Source organism: Klebsiella sp. P1CD1, from assembly GCF_003790505.1.
GTDB classification, from domain to species: Bacteria; Pseudomonadota; Gammaproteobacteria; order Enterobacterales; family Enterobacteriaceae; genus Klebsiella; species Klebsiella variicola.
The window spans coordinates 1329095-1353019 of record NZ_CP033631.1 but is presented as its reverse complement, the minus strand read 5'-3'; the positions used below and the strand labels follow the sequence as shown (position 1 = coordinate 1353019).

22 protein-coding genes are annotated in these 23925 nt (G+C 57.9%); 5 read left to right on the top strand and 17 right to left on the bottom strand.

What is annotated here, in order from left to right:
- Window positions 1–4 precede the first annotated feature (4 nt).
- Window positions 5–1426 (bottom strand): sensor histidine kinase, encoded by a 1422-nt coding sequence (locus DTA24_RS06795; RefSeq protein WP_012967434.1) that lies wholly within the window; start codon window positions 1424–1426, stop codon window positions 5–7.
- A 591-nt stretch (window positions 1427–2017) separates the two neighbouring features.
- The gene (gene purL, locus DTA24_RS06790) at window positions 2018–5905 is read right to left on the bottom strand and encodes a phosphoribosylformylglycinamidine synthase (protein ID WP_012540856.1); all 3888 of its coding nucleotides are present in this window, start codon (window positions 5903–5905) and stop codon (window positions 2018–2020) included.
- Window positions 5906–6081: 176 nt separating this feature from the next.
- Between purL and mltF the strand changes: the two genes are divergently transcribed.
- On the top strand, window positions 6082–7698 hold the full coding sequence (gene mltF / locus DTA24_RS06785; RefSeq protein ID WP_008803775.1) for a membrane-bound lytic murein transglycosylase MltF: 1617 nt from the start codon (window positions 6082–6084) through the stop codon (window positions 7696–7698).
- Here mltF and tadA read toward each other — a convergent pair.
- Both tadA and yfhb read right to left on the bottom strand, forming a co-directional pair.
- Window positions 7695–8204, bottom strand: coding sequence for a tRNA adenosine(34) deaminase TadA (gene tadA, locus DTA24_RS06780; RefSeq protein ID WP_032700879.1), 510 nt, complete (start codon window positions 8202–8204; stop codon window positions 7695–7697). The two genes, mltF and tadA, sit on opposite strands and share 4 nt — an antisense overlap.
- 62 nt (window positions 8205–8266) lie before the next feature.
- On the bottom strand, window positions 8267–8902 hold the full coding sequence (gene yfhb, locus DTA24_RS06775; protein ID WP_008803773.1) for a phosphatidylglycerophosphatase C: 636 nt from the start codon (window positions 8900–8902) through the stop codon (window positions 8267–8269).
- A gap of 212 nt (window positions 8903–9114) precedes the next feature.
- Between yfhb and DTA24_RS06770 the strand changes: the two genes are divergently transcribed.
- On the top strand, window positions 9115–9963 hold the full coding sequence (locus DTA24_RS06770) for a MurR/RpiR family transcriptional regulator (RefSeq protein WP_004144349.1): 849 nt from the start codon (window positions 9115–9117) through the stop codon (window positions 9961–9963).
- A gap of 56 nt (window positions 9964–10019) precedes the next feature.
- Window positions 10020–10280 carry a YfhL family 4Fe-4S dicluster ferredoxin gene (locus DTA24_RS06765; protein WP_004144350.1) on the top strand — a complete coding sequence of 87 codons (261 nt, stop codon included), beginning with the start codon at window positions 10020–10022 and terminating at the stop codon, window positions 10278–10280.
- 12 nt (window positions 10281–10292) lie between these two features.
- On the opposite strand, the gene acpS is transcribed toward DTA24_RS06765, so the two are convergent.
- From acpS to rseD, 12 genes are all read right to left on the bottom strand, one after another.
- Entirely contained in the window at window positions 10293–10673 is a 381-nt protein-coding gene (acpS, locus tag DTA24_RS06760; protein ID WP_008803771.1) for a holo-ACP synthase, read from the bottom strand.
- Complete coding sequence (gene pdxJ / locus DTA24_RS06755; protein ID WP_008803770.1) at window positions 10673–11404, bottom strand: pyridoxine 5'-phosphate synthase; 732 nt, start codon at window positions 11402–11404, stop codon at window positions 10673–10675. Before pdxJ ends, acpS begins: the two co-directional genes overlap by 1 nt.
- An 11-nt stretch (window positions 11405–11415) precedes the next feature.
- Window positions 11416–12153 carry a DNA repair protein RecO gene (recO, locus tag DTA24_RS06750; protein ID WP_008803769.1) on the bottom strand — a complete coding sequence of 246 codons (738 nt, stop codon included), beginning with the start codon at window positions 12151–12153 and terminating at the stop codon, window positions 11416–11418.
- An 11-nt stretch (window positions 12154–12164) separates the two neighbouring features.
- The gene (gene era, locus DTA24_RS06745; RefSeq protein WP_008803768.1) at window positions 12165–13070 is read right to left on the bottom strand and encodes a GTPase Era; all 906 of its coding nucleotides are present in this window, start codon (window positions 13068–13070) and stop codon (window positions 12165–12167) included.
- The gene (gene rnc / locus DTA24_RS06740; protein ID WP_002914065.1) at window positions 13067–13747 is read right to left on the bottom strand and encodes a ribonuclease III; all 681 of its coding nucleotides are present in this window, start codon (window positions 13745–13747) and stop codon (window positions 13067–13069) included. Before rnc ends, era begins: the two co-directional genes overlap by 4 nt.
- A gap of 249 nt (window positions 13748–13996) precedes the next feature.
- Window positions 13997–14971 carry a signal peptidase I gene (gene lepB, locus DTA24_RS06735; RefSeq protein ID WP_123836606.1) on the bottom strand — a complete coding sequence of 325 codons (975 nt, stop codon included), beginning with the start codon at window positions 14969–14971 and terminating at the stop codon, window positions 13997–13999.
- A 13-nt stretch (window positions 14972–14984) separates the two neighbouring features.
- Window positions 14985–16784 carry a translation elongation factor 4 gene (gene lepA, locus DTA24_RS06730; protein WP_008803765.1) on the bottom strand — a complete coding sequence of 600 codons (1800 nt, stop codon included), beginning with the start codon at window positions 16782–16784 and terminating at the stop codon, window positions 14985–14987.
- Between the two features lie 185 nt (window positions 16785–16969).
- Complete coding sequence (gene rseC / locus DTA24_RS06725) at window positions 16970–17449, bottom strand: SoxR-reducing system protein RseC (RefSeq protein ID WP_008803764.1); 480 nt, start codon at window positions 17447–17449, stop codon at window positions 16970–16972.
- On the bottom strand, window positions 17446–18402 hold the full coding sequence (gene rseB, locus DTA24_RS06720; RefSeq protein WP_012540854.1) for a sigma-E factor regulatory protein RseB: 957 nt from the start codon (window positions 18400–18402) through the stop codon (window positions 17446–17448). The genes rseC and rseB overlap by 4 nt, the downstream gene beginning before the upstream one ends.
- Entirely contained in the window at window positions 18402–19052 is a 651-nt protein-coding gene (gene rseA / locus DTA24_RS06715) for an anti-sigma-E factor RseA (RefSeq protein WP_008803762.1), read from the bottom strand. The genes rseB and rseA overlap by 1 nt, the downstream gene beginning before the upstream one ends.
- Before the next feature lie 32 nt (window positions 19053–19084).
- The gene (rpoE, locus tag DTA24_RS06710; protein ID WP_002914074.1) at window positions 19085–19660 is read right to left on the bottom strand and encodes an RNA polymerase sigma factor RpoE; all 576 of its coding nucleotides are present in this window, start codon (window positions 19658–19660) and stop codon (window positions 19085–19087) included.
- Window positions 19657–19752: a rpoE leader peptide RseD gene (gene rseD / locus DTA24_RS29025; RefSeq protein WP_121980491.1), complete on the bottom strand. Its 96-nt coding sequence runs from the start codon at window positions 19750–19752 to the stop codon at window positions 19657–19659. Before rseD ends, rpoE begins: the two co-directional genes overlap by 4 nt.
- 327 nt (window positions 19753–20079) lie before the next feature.
- Between rseD and nadB the strand changes: the two genes are divergently transcribed.
- Window positions 20080–21699 (top strand): L-aspartate oxidase, encoded by a 1620-nt coding sequence (nadB, locus tag DTA24_RS06700; RefSeq protein ID WP_008803761.1) that lies wholly within the window; start codon window positions 20080–20082, stop codon window positions 21697–21699.
- On the opposite strand, the gene trmN is transcribed toward nadB, so the two are convergent.
- Window positions 21684–22421: a tRNA(1)(Val) (adenine(37)-N(6))-methyltransferase TrmN gene (gene trmN / locus DTA24_RS06695; RefSeq protein WP_023323112.1), complete on the bottom strand. Its 738-nt coding sequence runs from the start codon at window positions 22419–22421 to the stop codon at window positions 21684–21686. The genes nadB and trmN overlap by 16 nt on opposite strands.
- Window positions 22422–22551: 130 nt before the next feature.
- Here trmN and srmB point away from each other — a divergent pair, with 130 nt between their 5' ends.
- Window positions 22552–23883 (top strand): ATP-dependent RNA helicase SrmB, encoded by a 1332-nt coding sequence (srmB, locus tag DTA24_RS06690; RefSeq protein ID WP_123836605.1) that lies wholly within the window; start codon window positions 22552–22554, stop codon window positions 23881–23883.
- Window positions 23884–23925 lie beyond the last annotated feature (42 nt).

The following is a 23925-nucleotide window of genomic DNA, read 5'->3' as shown; positions in this document are numbered from 1 at the left end:
TGGATTATTCCGGCGCTGAGGGAAGCGTAATGCGAAAACAGACCTGCCCGGCGGGCGCGTCAACTAAGCTGAGCTCCCCTTGCATCTGCCGGACGCAGTCGCGGGCGATACTCAACCCCAGCCCACTGCCCTTAACGGCCCCTTTACGCTGGTGACTCCCCTGGTAAAAAGGCTCGAAAATCATATTCTTTTCCGCGGCCGGGATCGGTTCGCCGCTGTTGGCGACATCAATACGCACCTGCTCTCCGTGCCGGTAGCTGTGGATACGGATGTTACCGGATTCAGCGCCATAGTGCACCGCATTGGAGTAGAGATTATCCATTACGCTTATCAATAGTGCAGGCTCTGCCAGGCAACGCCGCGCCTGCAGCGTCAGTTCAGTATGCATCAGTTTAGCCCGCGCGGGCAGGCTGTGCGCCGCCACGACGTTTTCCACCAGGTCCACCAGATCCACCGCTTCGCGAGCCACCGGGCTGTCGGCCTGTTTTCGGTTGTAGTCCAGCAACTGTTCAATCAGCTTTTGCAGGTTACGACTACTGCTGTCGAGGATCTCGACGATCTCCTGCTGCTCAGGGGTCAGTGGCCCGGCGACCCGGTCGGCCAACAGCTCGGTACCTTCACGCATACTGGCCAGCGGGGTTTTCAGCTCATGCGACAGATGACGAAGAAATTGATGCCGCTGCGACTCCAGCCACGCCAGGCGCTCGCTGAGCCAGATGATGCGCTTGCCCACCGAGCGCAGCTCGCGCGGGCCGGTAAACAATGCGGCGTCGTCCAGCGACTTCCCTGCTCCCAGCTGATTGATCATTCTTTCTATGCCTTTCACCGGACCGATAATCATGCGGGTGAAGAGCAGCACCAGCGCCAGGCTCAGCAGAAACAGCACCAGCGCCTGCCAGCCGAAAAACTGGCCGCGTTCGGCAATCTCCTGCTGCAGCTGCTGGCCGCGGGAATAGACGACTGCCCGGGTCGCCTGCACCATATCGCTGTTATTGCTGGCGAAAACTTCCAGTCTGGCGGCCGCCTGGGCATCGGGGCCGCTATTTTTACATTGCAACTGCGCCAGATCGCTGACGTCCTGACGCAGCGCCTGCCAGAGTTTCTCGTCCGGTAGCACGCCGGCATGGGCATCCAGCATCTGGCTGTAGCGCTGTCGCTGATTCTGATACACCCGCGCCAGCGTCGGATCGTCCAGCACGCAGTACTGGCGATAGCTGCGCTCCATCTCCAGCGCAGCATTGATCATCGCCTCGCTGCGTCGGGCATCGACCAGCGTAGTGCGGTTAATATGCGCCGCCTGGGCGCTAAGGGCATTCAGGCTCTGCCAGGCCTGCCACGCCAGCACCAACAGCGGCAGCAGGATCAGCACAAAGGAGAGCGTCACCAGTTGACGCAGCGAACGGGGAAAAAGAGAGAGTCGCTTCAAGGATGTTGTCTCAATCATTAGCTCTGGTCGATGCTAACTGAGGAGCGCGCCGGAGAAAAGCGCTACCGCTGGTTACTGCGCCGCAGAAACAACAAAGCCAGGCGCAAGGCCTGGCTTTGTTCAGGAATGAGGCGGTGCCTTACTCGACGTTTCGCCCGATGTCTGATAAAGCCAGGCTGTTATCAGGAGTTGGACGGCAGGCACCTGTTTGTGCGTCATTCGAAGTTTATGTAGCGCGTCCCGAAGGGGCTGACATAAGAAGGTGAATGAGCCACTGGTTAATATTATGCATGAACTATGCCACCTTTCAAAACATTTTATTAACACGCTGATATATATGATATTAGCTCACGATCATTGCCATACCGGAACCGTACATTTTTTATTCACATTGTCGCTAATTGACGACACTAAACAGGCGCCGCACCACTGCTCAATAAAATCAATATGTTAAGTGTCTCCTATTGACGACACCATAACATAGGGGTTGTCGGCAATTCCCGACACCCTGGCGTGCCGGCCATCACAGATAAAAAAAGCCCCCTGCCTGAGCAGGGGGCTGATACATTCACATGAGGCGCTGCCGGAAGGTTAACCCAGCTGTTTACGCGCGTTACGGAAGATACGCATCCACGGGCTGTCCTCGCCCCAGTTCTCCGGGTGCCAGGAGTTGCTTACGGTGCGGAAGACGCGTTCCGGGTGCGGCATCATGATGGTCGCGCGCCCGCTTTCGCTGGTCACCGCGGTGATACCGTTCGGGGAACCGTTCGGGTTCGCCGGATAGGTTTCGGTCACTTTGCCAAAGTTATCCACGAAGCGCAGCGCCACCAGACCTTTGCTCTCCAGCTGGGCCAGATGCGCGCTGTCGCGCACTTCCACCTGACCTTCGCCGTGGGAGACCGCAATCGGCATCCGTGAGCCAACCATGCCTTCCAGCAGCAGGGATGGGCTTTGCGTCACTTCCACCAGGCTAAAGCGCGCTTCGAAGCGGTCAGACTGGTTACGCACAAAGCGCGGCCACAGGTCGCTGCCCGGGATCAGCTCGCGCAGGTTGGACATCATCTGACAGCCGTTGCACACGCCGAGCGCCAGCGTCTGCGGACGATGGAAGAACGTCGCGAACTCATCGCGCACGCGCTCGTTGAACAGAATCGACTTCGCCCAGCCTTCACCCGCGCCCAGCACGTCACCATAGGAGAAGCCGCCGCAGGCCACCAGGGCATGGAAATCCCCCAGACCGGTGCGGCCCGCCAGCAGGTCGCTCATATGCACGTCGATGGCGTCAAAGCCGGCGCGATGGAAGGCTGCCGCCATTTCAACGTGGGAGTTCACCCCCTGCTCGCGCAGGACGGCCACTTTCGGACGCGCGCCGGTGGCAATGTACGGCGCCGCAATGTCGTCATTAATCTCAAACGAAAGCTTCACATTGAGGCCCGGATCGGCGTCATTGGCTTTCGCCTCGTGCTCCTGATCGGCGCAGGCCGGGTTGTCGCGCAGACGCTGCATCTGCCAGGTGGTTTCCGCCCACCACATGCGCAGCGTAGTGCGGCTCTCGCTAAACACCGTCTGACCGTTGGCGGTCAGCACGAAGCGATCGCCCTCGACCGCTTTACCAAGGTAATGCACGCAGTCTGCCAGGCCGTTAACCGCCAGAATGGCTTCCACCGCCTCACGGTCTGCAGCGCGCACCTGGATCACCGCCCCCAGCTCTTCGTTGAACAGCGCGGCCAGACGATCATCGCCCAGCGCGGCGATATCTGCTTCCAGGCCACAGTGGCCGGTAAAGGCCATTTCCGCCAGAGTCACCAGCAGGCCGCCGTCGGAGCGGTCGTGGTAGGCCAGCAGTTTACGCTGCGCCACCAGGGCCTGCATCGCGTCCCAGAAGCCTTTCAGCTGGGCAACATCGCGCACGTCAGCCGGCTTGTCGCCGAGCTGGCGATAGACCTGCGCCAGGGCCGTCGCGCCCAGCGCGTTGTGCCCTTTACCGAGGTCGATCAGCAGCAGAGCGTTATCTTCTGTAGAAAGCTGCGGCGTGACGGTATGACGAACATCTTCGACACGGGCGAAAGCGGAGATCACCAGCGACAGCGGGGAGGTCATCTCGCGCTGCTCGCTGCCTTCCTGCCAGCGGGTTTTCATCGACATCGAGTCTTTACCGACCGGAATGGTCAGGCCCAGCGCCGGACACAGCTCTTCGCCTACCGCTTTCACCGCCTCATACAGGCCAGCGTCTTCGCCCGGGTGACCTGCGGCGGCCATCCAGTTAGCCGACAGCTTCACGCGATTCAGCTCGCCAATCTGCGTGGCGGCGATGTTGGTCAGCGCTTCGCCGACGGCCAGACGGCCAGAGGCCGCGAAGTCCAGCAGGGCAACCGGGGCGCGCTCGCCCATCGCCATCGCTTCGCCGTAGTAGCTGTCGAGGCTGGCGGTGGTCACCGCGCAGTTGGCCACCGGGATCTGCCACGGGCCGACCATCTGGTCGCGGGCGACCATACCGGTCACGGTGCGGTCGCCGATGGTCACGAGGAAGGTTTTCTCGGCCACCGTCGGCAGGTGCAGAACACGGTTTACCGCATCGGCAAGGGTAATCGGTTGGCGATCCAGCGCGCTGCCCTGGGCTTTCAGGGTCTGCACATCGCGGGTCATTTTCGGCGTTTTGCCGAGCAGAACGTCCAGCGGCAGGTCGATCGGCTGATCGTTAAAGTGGCTGTCGCTCAGGCTCAGGTGCTGCTCCGCGGTAGCTTCGCCGATAACGGCATAAGGCGCGCGTTCGCGGCGACACAGTTCGTCGAACAGCGGCAGTTGCTCCGGGGCGACCGCCAGAACATAACGCTCCTGCGATTCGTTACACCAGATCTCCAGCGGGCTCATCCCTGGCTCATCGCTGAGAATATCGCGCAGCTGGAATTTACCGCCGCGGCCGCCGTCGCTCACCAGCTCCGGCATGGCGTTGGAGAGACCGCCCGCGCCAACGTCGTGGATAAAGAGGATCGGGTTGGCGTCGCCCAGCTGCCAGCAGCGGTCGATCACTTCCTGACAGCGGCGTTCCATTTCCGGGTTGTCACGCTGTACGGAGGCGAAATCGAGGTCGGCATCGGACTGGCCGGAGGCCATAGAAGAGGCCGCGCCGCCGCCGAGGCCGATGTTCATCGCCGGGCCGCCCAGCACGATCAGCTTCGCCCCGACGGTAATCTCGCCCTTCTGCACATGCTCGCCGCGGATGTTGCCGATACCGCCGGCCAGCATGATCGGTTTGTGGTAGCCGCGCAACTCTTCGCCATTGTGGCTGGTGACTTTCTCTTCATAGGTGCGGAAGTAGCCGTTCAGCGCCGGACGACCAAACTCGTTGTTAAACGCCGCGCCGCCCAGCGGGCCTTCGGTCATGATGTCCAGGGCCGTGACAATGCGGTCCGGTTTACCGAAATCTTCTTCCCACGGCTGCTCGAAGCCCGGAATACGCAGGTTGGAAACCGAGAAGCCCACCAGGCCCGCTTTCGGCTTCGCGCCGCGGCCGGTGGCGCCTTCATCACGGATTTCGCCGCCGGAGCCGGTTGCCGCGCCCGGCCATGGAGAGATGGCCGTCGGGTGGTTATGGGTTTCCACCTTCATCAGAATGTGCGCCGGCTCCTGATGGAAGTCGTAGCGCCCGGTCTGGTGGTCGGCAAAATAGCGCCCCACTTCAGACCCTTCCATCACCGCGGCATTGTCTTTATAGGCCGACAGGACGTAGTCCGGCGTTTTTTCGAAGGTGTTTTTGATCATTTTGAACAGCGACTTCGGCTGCTGTTCGCCGTCGATGATCCAGTCGGCGTTGAAAATCTTGTGGCGACAATGCTCAGAGTTCGCCTGAGCGAACATATACAGCTCAATATCGTTCGGGTTGCGGCCCAGACGGGTAAACGCATCCTGCAGGTAGTCAATTTCGTCATCTGCCAGCGCCAGCCCCAGACGGAGGTTGGCGTCAATCAGCGCCTGACGGCCTTCGCCCAGCAGGTCAACGCTGGTGACCGGCGTCGGCTGATGATGGGCAAACAGCGTCTCGCCCGCTTCCAGGGCGTCGAAGACGCTCTCCATCATGCGGTCGTGCAGTTCCGCCGCCACGGCGGTCCACTGCGCTTCGGTCAGGGTTGAGGCTTCAACGTAATACGCCACGCCGCGCTCCAGGCGCACGACCTGAGTCAGACCGCAGTTGTGAGCGATATCGGTAGCTTTAGAAGACCAGGGAGAGATGGTGCCAGGGCGAGGGGTCACGAGCAGTAATTTACCGGTCGGGGTATGGCTGCTTAAGCTCGGGCCATACTGAAGCAGTCGCGCCAGGCGCTCGCGATCGTCAGCGCTCAGCGGAGCGTTCAGATCGGCAAAATGAATATACTCGGCATATATGGCGCTTACCGGAAGGTTGGCCGCCTGAAATCGTGCCAGCAGTTTATTGATACGGAATGCCGACAGTGCAGGTGAACCACGCAAAATTTCCATCATAAGTCTCTCGTCTTCGAAGCTTTCAGGGTGAGCCAGGGGGGGGAAACGGGCGTCATTATAGTGAATCCTGCGCCCCGACGAAACCGTTTGCGTAGAAATAAAATCATTGATGCTGTTTATCAATAAATGTGACGACCATCGCGAATAAGTTGCCAACTGGCGCATTCTTAAGCAGAATGCCGCACATTCGACGACAACCTTGCGTTTTTTCCGGACATCGCCTGCTGAGGAACCTGAAGCTGCAGAAGATTAACGCTCTGAAAAAATTAAAGATTAATTATCTGCTGATCGGCATTGTCACCCTTTTGCTGGCGGCGGCCCTGTGGCCGTCAATCCCCTGGTCCAGTAAACCCGAGAACCGGGTGGCGGGTATTATCGCTCGCGGCGAGCTGCGCATCAGCACCATCAACTCGCCGATGACCTTCGCCACCATGAACGATAAAACGTTCGGTCTGGATTATGAACTGGCGAAGCAGTTTGCTGACTATCTGGGCGTGACGCTTAAGATAACCGTCCGGCAGAATATCAGCCAGCTGTTTGACGACCTCGACGACGGTCAGGCCGATATGCTGGCTGCCGGTCTGGTTTATAACCAGGAGCGGGTGAAAAACTACCAGGCTGGCCCCACCTACTATTCTGTTTCCCAACAGCTGGTCTATCGTGTCGGTAATATCCGGCCGCGCACTCTCGCGTCGCTAACCGCCGAGCAACTCACTATCGCTCCGGGCCACGTGGCGATCAACGACCTGCAGGCCTTAAAAGCGGAGAAATATCCGGATCTTACCTGGCGCGTGGACGAGAAGCGCGGTACCACGGCGCTGATGCAGGCGGTGATTGACGGCAAACTCGATTACACCGTCGCCGATTCGGTGGCCGTCAGCCTGTTTCAGCGCGTCCATCCGGAGCTGGCGGTGGCCCTGGATATCACCGACGAACAGCCGGTCACCTGGTTTAGCGCCCGGGGCGAAGATAATTCGCTGTCGGCCGCAATGCTTGATTTCTTCAATAACATTAATGAAGACGGGACGCTGGCGCGCCTGGAGGAGAAATACCTCGGCCACGGCAACGACTTCGATTATGTCGACACCCGCACCTTCCTCCGTGCAGTGGAAAATATTCTCCCGGACGTGCAGCCACTATTTGAAAAGTACGCCCGCGAGATTGACTGGCGCCTGCTGGCCGCGATCGCCTGGCAGGAATCCCACTGGGATCCGCAGGCCACTTCCCCCACCGGCGTGCGCGGCATGATGATGCTGACGCGCAACACCGCGCAAAGTCTGGGACTGACTGACCGGACCGATGCGGCGCAGAGTATCGACGGCGGCATGCGCTATCTGCAGGATATGATGGATAAAGTGCCGGATTCGATTCCGAAAGACGAACGCATCTGGTTTGCGCTGGCTGCTTACAATATGGGCTATGCCCATATGCTGGACGCCATGGCGCTCACCCGCAAACAAAAAGGCAATCCCAACAGCTGGGCAGACGTTAAGCTGCGTTTACCCCTGTTGAGCCAGAAGCCCTATTACAGCAAACTTAAATACGGCTACGCGCGCGGCCATGAGGCCTACGCCTATGTGGAAAACATCCGCAAATATCAGATAAGCCTTGTCGGCTATTTGTCAGAGAAGGAGCGCCAGCAACAGCAAACGCTGGCCCTGGCGGAGGATTACCCGGCCGTGCTCCCGAATGAACTCGAACAGCCGCAGGAGACCACCCTGCCCTTTTTCAAGTTTCGCGCCGATAAGCAGATGGATAATGCCCGGTTAAAACTCCCCGGCCACCTGTATTAACCTTCTCCGGTCTGCTCCCGGGCTTTCTTCAGCGCTTTTTTCTCTTCCCGCCGCCAGCGAAAGAAGTCGCTCAGCATGGTAGAGCAGGACTCCGCCAGCACGCCTTCGCTTATTTCAACCCGATGATTCATTCCCGGATGGTGCAGGACATCTATTAGCGAGCCAGCGGCGCCGGTCTTGGCATCCCTGGCGCCAAAGACCAGGCGGGCGATACGGCTGTGCACCATGGCGCCAGCACACATGACGCAAGGCTCCAGGGTCACGTACAGCGTGGCGTCGATCAGGCGATAGTTTTGCAGCACCAGCCCGCCCTGGCGTAAAGCCATAATTTCCGCGTGAGCGGTGGGGTCGTGACGGCCGATCGGCCGGTTCCAGCCCTCGCCGATGACCTGGTTGTTATACACCAGCACCGCGCCCACCGGCACCTCGCCCTCTTCCCAGGCGCGCTTTGCCAGCGTCAGGGCATGACGCATCCAGTATTCATCATTGAGTTCGAGGTCAGACACAGCGGCCACTCCAGCAGAAAAAGCGGGGCGCATTATACATGGGCGCTATCAATTACACACTATTACTCCAGCTGCTGGAGCTCTCCCTGAGGCGTTACCCGCCAGCGATGCTGGCAAAAGCCGAGCAACGGGTTGTCCTGCTCGCTGTCGCTATAGCCGCTGTACAGCCGCAGCGGCGCGCCAATCTTTTTCTCCAGCTGCACCACTTTTTCATGCCCCAGGCAGCGCAGGGTCAATACCCAGCCGCCCCAGCGGCGCGCGGTGCGGCTGGCTATCAGATTCACCCGCGGCAGCCAGAGAGTATCGCGATAGACCTGCTCCACCAGCGACTGCGGCGAGCCGGTGATCAACCAGACGTCGGCATCGGTACTGGTCAGGTAGGCCGTGAGCCGCGCATGAACCACCGGAAACGCCGTCACATGATGGCGAAACCAGCCGACAAATTCCGCTTCCAGCCGCTTCAGTACCGCCTCGCGACGGCCAAAGGTTGACGCCCACAGCAGGAGGCTCATTGGCCAGCGCGCCGCCCGCCCACACACCGCCAGCCCGGCAAGGATCGCCGGCCCCATCGCCACCACCAGCAGCAGGTTTAGCGGCAGATTACGCAGCAGGTAGCGCAGGAAACTGCCGAACATATCCTGCTGATGCAAGGTTCCGTCCAGATCGAAAAACACCACTTTCCGTTCATTGTGCTGCAAACTGCCTCCTTATGTCAGGACTCGCTTCTCGTTAGGTTAAGCTTAACAGCCTTACGCCGCGAAGAGGGAAAACATCCCCTGCCGTTAAGGAACAATTAAATTAGCAGGCGAAGGAAAAATTGTGGCTCAAGAATTTTTAATTCGTGGTATACCCCTTATAATCGAATAAAAATTCTGTCAGTCACGAGCCGGACGGCTCCAGCGGAGCTCCAATGAACTGTTTAACGCGTATTCGTCAGCGCTATCCCACCCTGGCGGCGAGCGACAAAAAGTTGGCCGATTATATTCTGAGCCAGCCCGATGAGACCCGGCACCTCAGCTCGCAGCAGCTGGCGGCGGAAGCCGGCGTGAGTCAGTCCAGCGTGGTTAAATTTGCCCAGAAACTGGGGTTCAAAGGCTTTCCGGCTCTGAAGCTGGCGCTGAGTGAAGCGCTGGCCAGCAGCCCGGATCCGCACTCGGTTCCGGTACATAACCACATTCGCGGTGACGACCCGCTGCGTCTGGTCGGCGAGAAACTCATTAAAGACAATGTCGCCGCCATGCATGCCTCGCTGGACGTCAATACTGAAGAGACGCTGCGGGAAGCCGTCACGCTGCTGCGCAACGCCCGCCGGGTGATCGTCACCGGCATCGGCGCGTCCGGTCTGGTGGCGCGTAACTTTAGCTGGAAGCTGATGAAGATCGGCATCAACGCGGTTTCTGAGCAGGATATGCACGCCCTGCTGGCGACAGTGCAGGCCATGTCCAGCGACGATCTGCTGCTGGCGATCTCTTACTCCGGTGAGCGCCGGGAGATCAATATGGCGGCAGGTGAAGCGTTGCGCGTGGGCTGCAAGATCCTGGCGATCACCGGCTTTAGCCCTAACGCCCTGCAGCAGCAGGCAACCCACTGCCTGTATACCATTGCCGAAGAGCAGGCGACGCGCAGCGCGGCCATCTCCTCCACCAGCGCGCAAATGATGCTCACCGACCTGCTGTTTATGGGGCTGGTGCAGCAGGATCTGGAGCGGGCGCCGGAGCGCATTCGCCATAGCGAAGCGCTGGTGAAAAAGCTGGTCTGAGCAGAAAATGGGCGTATAATGCCCGCCCTGTTTGTGTTGTTTCTGAGACTTTCCTGATGGCGCTGTTAATTACCAAAAAATGCATCAACTGCGATATGTGCGAACCGGAGTGCCCGAATGAGGCCATTTCGATGGGTGATAGCATTTATGAAATTAACAGCGACCGCTGCACCGAGTGCGTGGGTCATTACGACACGCCAACCTGCCAGAAAGTGTGCCCGATCCCGAATACGATCCTGAAAGATCCGGCACACGTCGAGAGTGAAGAACAGCTGTGGGATAAATTCGTGCTGATGCACCACGCGGATAAAATTTAACCGCCATCCTGGCTAGCTTTCGACAATCACCGTGGCGCAGGCGTAGTGGCGTTCATCGGCGAGAGTAACGTGAATAGCCCTTACCCCCATTCGTTCCGCCAAAAGCTTTGCTTCGCCCCATAGCCGCAGCTTCGGCTTGCCCAGCTCGTCGTTGTATACCTCGAACTGATTAAACGCCAGTCCGTTACGGATCCCGGTTCCCAGCGCTTTCGCCGCCGCTTCCTTGACCGCAAAGCGTTTCGCCAGGAAACGCACCGGCTGCTGATGCTGCTCCCAGATGCTCCATTCATGGTCGCTCAGCACCCGGCGGGCAAGGCGATCGCCGCTGCGGGCGATCACCGCTTCGATGCGGGCGATCTCGACGATGTCGGTACCCAGCCCGAGAATGGCCATTAGCCGCGCGCTTCCAGCATCAGACGCTTCATTTCCGCGACCGCCTCTTTCAGGCCACTCATCACTGCGCGACCGATAATCGCATGGCCGATATTCAGCTCATGCATTTCCGGCAGCGCAGCAATCGCTTTCACGTTGTGATAGGTCAGACCGTGGCCGGCATTCACCTTCAGGCCAAGGCTGGCGGCATAGGTGGCCGCTTTGGCAATACGTTCCAGCTCCTTCGCCTGCCCGGCGTCGGTTTTGGCATCGGCATAGCAGCCGGTGTGAATTTCGATATAGGGCGCGCCAACGTCTGCCGCCGCTTTGATCTGCTCGTTATCCGCATCGATAAACAGGGACACCAGGATACCGGCATCCGCCAGGCGTTGGCAGGCATCGCGCATCTTGTCGCGCTGCCCGGCCACGTCCAGTCCGCCTTCGGTAGTGACTTCCTGACGTTTCTCCGGCACCAGGCAGCAGAAGTGTGGTTTGGTTTCGCAGGCGATCGTCAGCATCTCTTCGGTGACCGCCATTTCAAGATTCATCCGGGTGTGCAGCGTCTCGCGCAGGATACGCACATCGCGATCGGTAATATGGCGACGGTCTTCGCGCAGATGCACGGTGATGCCGTCGGCGCCGGCCTGCTCGGCAATGAACGCTGCCTGAACCGGATCCGGATAGGCGGTGCCGCGCGCGTTACGCAAGGTCGCGATATGGTCAATATTGACCCCTAACAGTAATTCAGCCATGACAATCCTCGTTAATCATTATTCGTATTATCCGCCCGCGCCTTTCGCGCGGGCATAAACTGGCGAAACAATTCCCGACTCTTAAGCGGTTTGCCCCCAAGATAGGGTTTCAGGGCGATACGGGTAAAGCGCTTCGCGGCGCGCAGCGTATCAACATCAGGAAATTCGCGACTCGCCAACGCTTTCAAATGGTGCCCGGTAAACGTGTTGTTATCAATCACCAGGCTGGCAATAAAGCCCTTTTCTTCGCGATAGCGATAGGTCATGGTGTCATCCACCGGCTCACCGCTGCCCGCGCAGTGAAGAAAATCCACGCCATAGCCCAGGTGCCCGAGCAGCGCCAGCTCAAAACGCCGCAACGCGGGCTCCGGCGAGCCGCTGGTTCCGGCAAGCGCCTGAATGCAGTGCAGATAGTCAAAAAAGAGTTCGGAGAAGCGTGTTTCGTGCTCCAGCACGCGGGAGATAAGCTCGTTCACATAGAGACCGCTGTAGAGCGTGATACCACTGAGCGGCAGCGCCAGCGAGACGGCTTCCGCGCTGCGCAGGGTTTTGACTTCGCCGCGGCCGCCGAAGCGAACCAGTAATGGGGTAAAGGGCTGTAAAGCGCCTTTGAGATTAGAGCGTTTGGAGCGTGCGCCTTTGGCCACCAGGCGCACACGACCCGATTCTTCCGTGAAGACGTCCAGCATCAGGCTGGTTTCGCTCCACGGTCGGCTATGCAGGACAAAGGCGCGCTGCCATCCATCCACGTTGCGTTAACTCAGAGGTCGTCAACGTAACCGAGACTGCGCAGGGCGCGCTCGTCATCGGCCCAGCCGGATTTCACTTTGACCCACAGCTCGAGGTGTACCGGCGCTTCAAACATGTCCTGCATGTCCTTACGCGCTTCGATACCGATGGTTTTAATTTTGGCGCCTTTATTGCCAATCACCATCTTCTTCTGCCCTTCGCGCTCGACGAGGATCAGGCCGTTGATATCGTAGCCGCCGCGCTCATTGGTTACGAAACGTTCGATTTCCACAGTGACGGAGTACGGCAGCTCAGCACCGAGAAAACGCATCAGTTTTTCACGGATGATCTCGGAGGCCATAAAGCGCTGGGAACGATCGGTAATATAATCTTCCGGGAAGTGATGGATCGCTTCCGGCAGATGCTTACGCACGATCGCCGCGATAGTATCGACGTTGGTGCCGGTTTCCGCAGAGATCGGCACAATGTCGAGGAAGTTCATCTGGCTGGCGAGGAACTGCAGGTGCGGCAATAGCTCCGCTTTGTCCTGCACGTTATCCACCTTATTGACCGCGAGGATCACTGGCGCTTTCGCGTCACGCAGCTTGTTGAGTACCATCTCGTCGTCTTGCGTCCAGCGAGTACCTTCCACCACGAAAATGACCAGTTCAACATCGCCAATTGAGCTGCTGGCCGCTTTGTTCATTAAGCGGTTAATGGCACGCTTCTCTTCCATATGCAGGCCCGGGGTATCGACGTAAATCGCCTGATACGGCCCTTCGGTATGGATACCGACGATGCGGTGACGCGTCGTTTGCGCTTTTCGGGAAGTGATCGAAATCTTCTGCCCAAGCAGCTTATTCAACAGCGTGGATTTGCCAACGTTTGGACGACCAACGATGGCGACAAATCCGCAATAACTTTTTTCTTCGCTCATTCCAGCTCCAGTTTTTTTAGCGCCTGTTCGGCGGCAGCCTGCTCCGCCTTGCGACGGCTGGAACCTGTGCCAACCACCGGTTCACTCAGGCCACTGACCTGGCAGTGGATAGTAAATTCCTGATCGTGCGCTTCGCCACGCACCTGGACCACCAGGTAGGACGGCAGCGGCAGATGACGTCCCTGCAGATACTCCTGCAGACGCGTCTTCGGATCCTTTTGCTTATCGCCCGGACTGATTTCGTCCAGACGGGTCTGGTACCAGGAGAGGATTAAGCGTTCAACGTTCTGAATATCGCTGTCGAGGAAAACCCCGCCAATTAACGCTTCAACGGTGTCAGCGAGAATGGATTCGCGACGGAAACCGCCGCTTTTCAGTTCGCCCGGCCCGAGGCGCAGACACTCGCCCAGTTCAAACTCGCGAGCGATCTCCGCCAGCGTGTTGCCACGCACCAGCGTCGCGCGCATGCGGCTCATATCGCCTTCGTCTACGCGAGGAAAACGATGATAGAGCGCATTCGCGATCACAAAACTTAAAATGGAGTCACCTAAAAACTCCAGGCGCTCATTATGTTTGCTGCTGGCACTGCGGTGAGTTAATGCCTGTTGCAACAGCTCCTGATGATGAAAAGTGTAGCCCAGCTTTCGTTGAAGCCGATTAATTACGATGGGGTTCATGCGTTACCAATAAATGAATGCGTCAAAGATGCAGCACACGAAACCGACCTGAGCATACGCTTCATACAGCAAGTTGAAACAGTCCAATACGCTTTCGTGTGCAGTGTCACCCGGCAGAGCGACAACCAAAAACTTCGGGGGGATATTCTATACGCAACGACACGTGATGTCGTTAGTTTGAATGGATTTAAATATTAAATAATTCACGTCGCTGCGGTTATCGCAGCGACGTGAATTCAACAGGGGAAATTAATGAATTCCACCAATGCGCGATAACCGCACGCCGGTCGGCCATTCACCTTCCTGTTTTTCAAAACTCATCCAGATAGCGGTCGCTTTTCCGACCAGGTTCGCTTCCGGCACAAAGCCCCAGTAGCGGCTGTCGGCGCTGTTATCCCGGTTGTCACCCATCATAAAATACTGACCGGGCGGTACAATCCAGGTGGCCAGCGGCAGGCCGGACTGATGGTAGTACATCCCAACCTGATCCTGGGCAATCGGCACCATCAGAATATGGTGCGTGACGTCGCCCAGCGTCTCCTGACGCTCGGTCAGACGAATGCCGTCAGCTTTGGTTTCGCCCTTCGGCAACTGCCAGAAACCGCTGGACGCTTCGCCGCCGTTGCTGCGGGAGAAGGTCTGAACGAAATCGCTCGGCTCAACATTGGAATAGGTCACCGGCAGCGCGTTGCCGCAGGCCTGTCCGGAGCTGCAGCCCGGCTGAATAGTGACCTGCTTGGCAACCGGATCGTAGGTGACTTTATCGCCCGGTAATCCCACCGCGCGCTTAATGTAGTCGAGACGCGGATCTTCCGGATATTTAAACACCACGATGTCGCCGCGCTTTGGATGACCCGTTTCGATCAGCGTTTTCTGGTAGATCGGATCTTTAATGCCGTAAGCGAATTTCTCCACCAGGATGAAATCGCCAATCAGCAGGGTCGGCATCATCGAACCTGACGGGATCTGGAAAGGTTCATAGATAAACGAACGCACAATCAGCACAATCGCCAGCACCGGGAAGACCGAGGCGCCAGTTTCCAGCCAGCCCGGTTTCGGGCCCACTTTCTTCAGCGTTTTCTTGTCCAGTTGCTCGCCGGTCGCTGCCTGAGCAGCGGCCTGACGCTCACGACGTTTTGGTGCGAAGATGAACTTATCCAGACACCACAACAGCCCTGTCACAAGGGTCGCAATGACCAAAATCAGGGCAAACATGTTCGCCATGCCAACTCCTTAATTATTTGCCGTCTTTACCAACGTGCAGAATGGCGAGGAACGCTTCCTGCGGCAGTTCAACGTTACCGACCTGCTTCATACGCTTCTTACCTTCTTTCTGCTTCTGCAGCAGCTTTTTCTTACGGCTGACGTCGCCGCCGTAGCATTTCGCCAGGACGTTTTTACGCAGCTGTTTCACAGTAGAGCGCGCGATGATGTGGTTGCCGATAGCCGCCTGAATGGCGATATCGAACTGCTGACGCGGGATCAGCTCTTTCATCTTCTCGACCAGTTCGCGACCACGATAAGGGGCGTTGTCGTTGTGGGTGATCAGCGCCAGCGCATCGACACGCTCGCCGTTGATCAGCACGTCAACGCGCACCATGTTCGAGGCCTGGAAGCGTTTGAAGTTATAATCCAGCGACGCATAGCCACGGGAGGTAGACTTCAGGCGGTCGAAGAAGTCGAGAACCACTTCCGCCATCGGGATTTCGTAGGTCAGCGCCACCTGTTTACCGTGGTAAACCATGTTGGTCTGCACGCCACGCTTCTCGATACACAGGGTGATCACGTTGCCGAGGAACTCCTGCGGCAGCAGCATGTGACACTCGGCGATAGGCTCACGCAGCTCCTGAATATTATTCAGCGGCGGCAGCTTGGACGGGCTATCGACGTAGATAACTTCTTTGGAGGTCGTTTCCACTTCATAGACTACCGTCGGCGCCGTGGTAATCAGGTCAAGATCGTACTCACGCTCCAGACGCTCCTGAATGATTTCCATGTGCAACAGGCCGAGGAAGCCGCAGCGGAAGCCGAAGCCCAGCGCCGTTGAGCTTTCCGGCTCATAGAACAAGGAAGCATCGTTCAGACTCAGTTTACCCAGCGCATCACGGAAGTTTTCATAGTCATCAGAGCTCACCGGGAACAGACCGGCATAGACCTGCGGCTTCACTTTTTTGAAGCCCGGCAGCGCTTTATCCGCTGGATTACGCGCCGCGGTCAGGGTATCGCCCACCGGCGCGCCGAGGATGTCTTTGATCGCGCAGACCAGCCAGCCTACCTCGCCGCATTTCAGCTCGGTACGGTCGACCTGTTTCGGGGTGAAGATGCCCAGACGGTCGGCGTTATAGACCTGGCCGGTGCTCATCACCTTAATTTTATCGCCCTTGCGCATGGTGCCGTTTTTAATACGCACCAGCGACACGACGCCTAAGTAGTTATCGAACCAGGAGTCGATGATCAGCGCCTGCAGCGGCGCGTCCGGATCGCCTTCCGGCGGCGGAATATCGCGCACCAGACGTTCCAGCACGTCCGGCACGCCAACGCCGGTTTTCGCCGAGCAGCGAACCGCGTCGTGAGCATCGATACCGACGATATCTTCAATCTCGTCCGCTACGCGCTCCGGATCGGCCGCGGGCAGGTCGATCTTGTTGAGCACCGGAACGACTTCGAGGTCCATTTCCATGGCGGTATAGCAGTTCGCCAGGGTCTGGGCTTCTACGCCCTGTCCGGCGTCAACCACCAGCAGCGCGCCTTCGCACGCCGCCAGGGAGCGCGATACTTCATAGGAGAAGTCAACGTGGCCCGGGGTGTCGATAAAGTTGAGCTGATAAGTTTCACCATCGCTGGCTTTATAGTCCAGGGTGACGCTCTGCGCCTTGATGGTAATCCCGCGCTCACGTTCAAGGTCCATGGAGTCCAGAACCTGGGCCGCCATTTCGCGATCAGAAAGGCCACCGCAAATCTGGATGATACGGTCAGACAGCGTCGACTTACCGTGGTCGATGTGAGCGATGATCGAAAAGTTACGTATATTCTTCATATTTAGAGTTAATTATGCCTTACGAGTATCATGAGGCCGCTGTACTGTGCCTGACGTTTTTTAATCCGAAAACGCCGCATTCTACACTACATCCGTGAAACCAGGAAATGCTGTTAGATCCAGCATAACGGCAGAAATTGTGGCGTTGTTACAGGAAGAGTAAATAAAGATGAGGGGCAGTGAAATCACTGCCCCATTTCAGAGGAGGGCGTATCAACACGCAGCAGATCCGGCGGCAAACCGACGCTTAAAATCACCGGCTGCCATGACTGGCGAGCAGCCAGCTGCGGCGACAGACCGCGCGCCACCAGGAAGCCGCCGACGCCGCCCAGCAGCGCGCCGCAAAGTGACGCGATATCGCTGGCAAACAGCACCTGGAAAATGGACGCCATCACAAACAGCCCCACCAGCGGCGCCATATAGACGAGCAGCGCTGAGCCCAGCAGGCTACTTTCAGCGATCCCCAGCTCCACTTTTTGCCCCGCGGCCAATGGCTGCTCGCAGGGCACGCTAATGGTATGGCTGGTCTGCGGCCCCAGCTTGTTTAACACCCGGCTACCGCAGCCGGCACGGGAAGCGCAGCTGCTGCAGGAGGCTTTAACGTCGCAGTGCACCTGCGCCACGCCGTTATGCCAGGAAACCACGGTGGCCCACTCTTTAATCATTGTACTGCCTTGAATTTAATACTGTCAGAGATACGCTTCGCCGTCTGCGGCGGCAGTTCGCCCACCACGGTGATCTCCGCATTATCGCGTACCGTCGTGCTGACGGTACGTCGGCCGGTGCGCAACAGCTGGTCGCTGCTGGCCGCCGTGGCGCGGTTGATATTGATCGAGAAGCTGAACAAGCCGTCGGAATAGAGACGTGATTCGACTGGACCGTCAAAAGTGGGCAGACGGCGCTGACTGCTGGAAACTTCAGCCATCCCCTGGGGAAGCCATGTTGGCGCCCAGTTGAAGTTGGCTTTGTCGCCCCCTTCAGGGACGGACAGCTGCGGCGGTAGATTCGCTTTTGCCAGCGTCTCCATGCTGGCGCTGACGTTATCGCCAACGTTGAAGGAGACAACCCGGAACTGCTCCAGCGTTTCACCGTCGCGGTCGAGCAAATCGACGCGCAGAGGCAGTTTGGTCTCGGCGTCCAGCCAGGCGATAAAGCTATAGCGCGTACCGTCGCGAGCTACGACGCGGATCACGTCGCAGAGGCGATCAGCGATACGAGTACGGCCAACGGAGATAAAATCATACGCAGCGGAGAGGCGTTTGAAATCGCTATAAACCAACGATGGCAGCGAATCGACGATGTAGTCGCCGTTGAGGGTGAAAGGATCGAGACCGGGTTCAAAATAGCTGATTTCCGTGCCGCGCAGGACCACTTCCCGGCGCGGGCCGTCCAGCTGCAGCAGTTGCGCCAGCGGTTGATTGTTCAGTCGCGCATGACGATAGCGCAGCGACTCAACGCCTTGTTTATTGATGCTGACGAAAGACAGCTCATAATTGAGGGACTGGCTGGCCAGGTTCATCTGCTGCAACAACGCCCCGGACGATGTATCAGCCGAGGCGTTGACAGAGAACAACAGGCTGCCTGCCATGAGCGACATGGCACACCAAAGTTGCTTCATTACTGCGATTGCGTTCCTAAAGTTTGATAACCCGGCACCTGGACTGCTGCCTGCTGAGTCTGGGCCTGGCCAAACTGCAGCTGCTCAGCGTGCAGGCGGCGCTGCAGTTCATAGTCCTGCAACATGGCGTTAATCCGGCGGCGCTGTTCCTGGACTTGCGCCTGCTGGCCGCTACCCGCTGATGCGTCAGCCGGCACGCCAAGGCTTACCGGGCTCGCTTTACCCATCATCGGCAGGGTATTGAACACTGGCGCCTCTGGCTGCTGAGTCGCATCAGACTGCCCATTATAGTGCTGGACGCCGACGATAACCGCAAGCGATACGCAGGCGGCAACGCCCATTTGGGTGAGTGAGCTGGCCCATGGACGCACTTTGTTCCAGAACGGCATCTGCCGCCACTGGTGGGGTGCGGGCTGAGATTCAGGAATAAGCGGCGCCGTCTGACGAACGGGCTCATTTTCAATGGCGGCCATCACCCGGGCGGAGATATCGAATTGCAGCACCTCTGCGGTATCGCCACGCAGCGTATCGCGAATGAGGTGATAGCTCTCCCAGGTTTTTTGCATCTCAGAGGAACGGCTCAGCTCGTTGAGCAGTTCTTTATCCAGCGTTTCACCATCCATTAAAGCCGAAAGTTGTTCTTTCTGCATGCCTGATACCCTTTTCCAGTATTCCGCTATCGTCAACGCCTGATAAGCGGTTGAACTTTATTATCAATAGCTTCTCGCGCCCGGAAGATACGCGAACGCACCGTCCCAACCGGACAATCCATGATAGCGGCTATCTCTTCATAGCTCAGGCCATCCAGCTCCCGTAACGTAATTGCCATGCGTAAATCTTCCGGGAGCGATTCAATGGTACGAAAAACTATTTGTCTCAGTTCTTCTGACAACATTAAGTTCTCAGGGTTCGAAATTTCTTTCAACGCCCCGCCGCTTTCGAAGTTTTCCGCCTCGTTGGCGTCAACATCGCTGGACGGCGGACGGCGTCCCTGAGCAACCAGATAATTCTTCGCCGTGTTGACGGCGATACGGTATAACCAGGTGTAAAAAGCGCTATCTCCCCGGAAAGAGTCCAGCGCACGCCATGCCTTAACGAACGATTCCTGAACAACGTCAGCGATATCGCCCGGCGGTACATAGCGGGAAACCAGACTCGCGACCTTATGCTGATAGCGCACCACCAGCAAATTAAACGCTTTCTGATCTCCTTTCTGGACCCGTTCAACAAGGACCTGATCCGTTAACTGCTCGCTCATCCGAGGTAATGTCTCCCCAAACCCAATTCCCATGCGTCTTCAAAACACCACCCAAAATCTGCATTATGAGCAAGCTGACTGTTGGAGTGCATGAAAACAATAAAGTTCCGTTACGCTTTTGTTTTTTGTCTGGCAACGGCGGCAGATCGTTATCAATCATTATATGCCCAGGTTGCTAAACAACAGGTTAGTCAATAAGAAAAAGCGCAGGCCCGACTGAAGGGTATCGTAACACAGTGTTTATTTCACTATAAAATCCAATGCTAACAACCTGCTCCACTTCTCTTTTTTACCGCACGACGCCCCTTTTCCCGGCCCCTTCTGTTTAGCCGTCACAACACCAGGCAAAAAATATGTACGATTCCTCACGCGCTGGTGCTATTGTGAGCTAAATGTGTTTAGTAAATTAAACAAAGACGATGAATACCACTCCTGACTTCTCTTGTGATGTGTTGATTATCGGCAGCGGTGCTGCCGGTCTCTCCCTCGCGCTGCGCCTGGCGGAGCACAGTTCGGTGACGGTGCTGAGTAAAGGGCCGATCAGCGAAGGTTCGACGTTCTATGCGCAGGGCGGGATTGCCGCCGTCTTCGATGAGACGGACAGTATCGAATCCCATGTTGAAGATACGCTGATCGCCGGCGCGGGACTCTGCGATCGCCATGCGGTCACCTTCGTCGCCAGCAACGCCAGACCGTGCGTACAATGGCTTATCGATCAGGGCGTGCTGTTTGACACCCAGGTCCAGGCCAATGGCGAAGAGAGCTACCATCTCACTCGCGAAGGGGGGCACAGCCATCGACGCATTCTTCACGCCGCCGACGCTACCGGCAAAGCGGTAGAGACGACGCTGGTCGATAAAGCCCTTGCTCATCCTAATATCCGCATCATTGAGCGCAGCAATGCCGTTGATTTGATCGTCTCGGACAAGATTGGCCTGCCGGGCACGCGCCGGGTGGTCGGGGCCTGGATCTGGAACCGCAATAAAGAGCGGGTAGAAACCTGCAGCGCGAAGGCGGTGGTGCTTGCGACCGGCGGGGCCGCCAAGGTTTATCAATATACCACTAACCCTGACGTCTCTTCCGGAGACGGCATTGCGATGGCCTGGCGGGCGGGCTGCCGGGTAGCGAATCTCGAATTCAACCAGTTCCACCCCACCGCGCTGTATCATCCACAGGCACGCAATTTCCTGCTTACTGAAGCGCTGCGCGGCGAAGGCGCCCACCTTAAACGCCCGGACGGCACCCGCTTTATGCCGGACTTTGACGAGCGCGGCGAGCTGGCCCCGCGCGATATCGTCGCCCGCGCCATCGACCATGAAATGAAGCGCCTGGGCGTTGACTGTATGTTCCTTGATATCAGCCATAAACCCGAGGCGTTTGTTCGCCAGCACTTCCCGATGATTTACGAAAAGCTGCTCGGTCTGGGAATTGATTTAACCAAAGATCCGGTGCCGGTCGTCCCCGCCGCGCATTACACCTGCGGCGGCGTGATGGTGGATGATAATGGCCGTACTGACGTCGATGGCTTATACGCCATCGGCGAAGTCAGCTATACCGGGCTGCACGGCGCCAACCGCATGGCCTCGAACTCGCTGCTGGAGTGTCTGGTCTACGGTTGGTCCGCCGCGGAGGATATCGCCCGGCGCCTGCCGCTGGCTCAGAAGGTCACCACCCTGCCGGCGTGGGATGAAAGTCAGGTGGAGATCCCGGATGAACTGGTGGTTATCCAGCATAACTGGCACGAGCTGCGCCTGCTGATGTGGGATTATGTCGGCATTGTGCGCACAACGCGCAGACTGGAGCGCGCCCTGCGGCGCATTACCATGCTCCAGCAGGAGCTGGATGAGTATTACGCCCGCTTCCGCGTCTCGAATAATCTGCTGGAGCTGCGCAATCTGGTGCAGGTGGCGGAGCTTATCGTACGCTGCGCGATGTTACGTAAGGAGAGCCGCGGGCTGCACTATACCCTCGACTATCCGCAGCCGCTGCCGAACAGCGGCCCGTCGATACTGTCGCCCCTGGCTCACATAAAGAGATAAAAATCCCCGGTCAGAGCAGTAAACCCTTCAGAGTACTGCTGCTCTGGCCCGCGGATCGCCAGTCTGTCGCTGAAACACTCTCCTGCCGTCGGGGAGAACGCCAGCAGCACCCGGTGCGGCGGCCGCAGTTCGGTCTCCGCCACGTCAGTGCGCAGTCGCAAATGCCACCCCATCGCCGTTGCCCGCTCGATAAACGCATTACCGATATCCACCGGCAGCACCACGCAAAAAAAACCTTCTTCGGTGATATGCTCTGCGGCACAGGTCAGCAGGGAGGCGTGATCGAGCGTCGTGGTATACCGCGCCTGCTCCCGCTGCGAGGTAGCGCATGGCACGCCTTCGGCAAAAAAAGGCGGGTTACTGATTATCAGTTCATAGCGTCGGGTTTGCGACGGCTGCCACTGATGGATATCGGCCTGGCAGACTTCTATGCGCGAAGACCACGGTGACGCGAGGGCATTTTCCCGCGCCTGAGCGGCTGCCTCCTCGTCCAGTTCGACCGCATCGACTTGCACATCGTGACCGGTACGCTGGGCGAGCATTAGCGCCAGCAGGCCGCTGCCCGCGCCAATATCCAGCACATGCTTCACCCCGGCAATCGGCGCCCAGGCGCCAAGCAAAATGCCATCAGTGCCCACCTTCATCGCGCAACGATCGTGGGCGACAAAGAACTGTTTGAAGGTAAAACCATTGCGCGGCAGCGCAAACTTCGACTGAGACATCCTCAATAACCTTGCCGACAAAACTCCTGAACGTAAGGCTATGCACAATACCGGAGAACAGATAGCCTTACAAACAGATGAACATTACGTCAGTAACGTCTATAATCGGCGGCCCACTCAGAGGTAGAACATGACTGTAACGACTTTTTCCGAACTTGAACTCGACGAAAACCTGCTGGAGGCCCTCCAGGATAAAGGTTTCACTCGCCCGACAGCCATTCAGGCCGCCGCTATTCCGCCTGCGCTCGATGGCCGTGACATTCTCGGTTCAGCGCCGACCGGCACCGGTAAAACGGCGGCGTATCTGCTGCCAGCGTTGCAGCACCTGCTCGATTTCCCGCGTAAGAAATCCGGGCCGCCGCGCATTCTTATCCTGACGCCGACCCGCGAGCTGGCGATGCAGGTGGCTGACCACGCCCGCGAGCTGGCGAAGCATACCCATCTGGATATCGCCACCATTACCGGCGGCGTAGCGTACATGAACCACGCGGAAGTGTTCAGCGAAAACCAGGATATCGTGGTCGCTACCACCGGTCGCCTGCTGCAGTATATTAAAGAAGAGAACTTTGACTGCCGCGCCGTCGAGACCCTGATCCTCGATGAAGCCGACCGCATGCTGGACATGGGCTTTGCTCAGGATATCGAAACCATCGCCGGTGAAACCCGCTGGCGTAAGCAGACCATGCTGTTCTCCGCCACGCTGGAAGGCGATGCGATCAAAGATTTTGCCGAACGCCTGCTGGAAGAGCCGGTTGAAGTCTCCGCTACCCCATCGACCCGCGAACGTAAAAAAATTCATCAGTGGTACTATCGCGCCGACGATATCGAGCATAAAACTGCGCTGCTGATTCATTTGCTGAAGCAGCCGGAAGCAACCCGCTCCATCGTTTTCGTGCGTAAGCGCGAGCGCGTTCACGAACTCGCCGCTAAGCTGCACGAAGCAGGGATTAACACCTGCTGGCTGGAGGGCGAGATGGTGCAGATTAAGCGCAACGAAGCGATTAAACGCCTGACCGATGGTCGCGTGAACGTGCTGATCGCCACCGACGTCGCCGCACGCGGTATTGATATCCCGGATGTCAGCCACGTGTTTAACTTCGACATGCCGCGCACCGCCGATATCTATTTGCACCGTATCGGTCGTACCGGCCGCGCCGGTAAAAAAGGCATCGCCATTTCGCTGGTTGAAGCGCATGACCACCTGCTGCTGGGCAAGATCAGCCGCTACGTTGAAGAACCGCTGAAAGCCCGCGTGATTGATGAATTGCGACCGAAAACCCGCGCGCCGAGCGAGAAGTTAACCGGTAAACCGTCGAAGAAAGTATTGGCGAAGCGCGCCGAGAAAAAAGAGAAAGAAAAAGAGAAACCGCGGGTGAAGAAACGCCACCGCGACACCAAAAATATCGGTAAGCGCCGTAAGCCAAGCGCGGCCGGGACGCCATCAACGTCCACTGAAGAGTAAAAAAAACGCCGGGACATCCCGGCGTTTTCACATCTGGCTTCA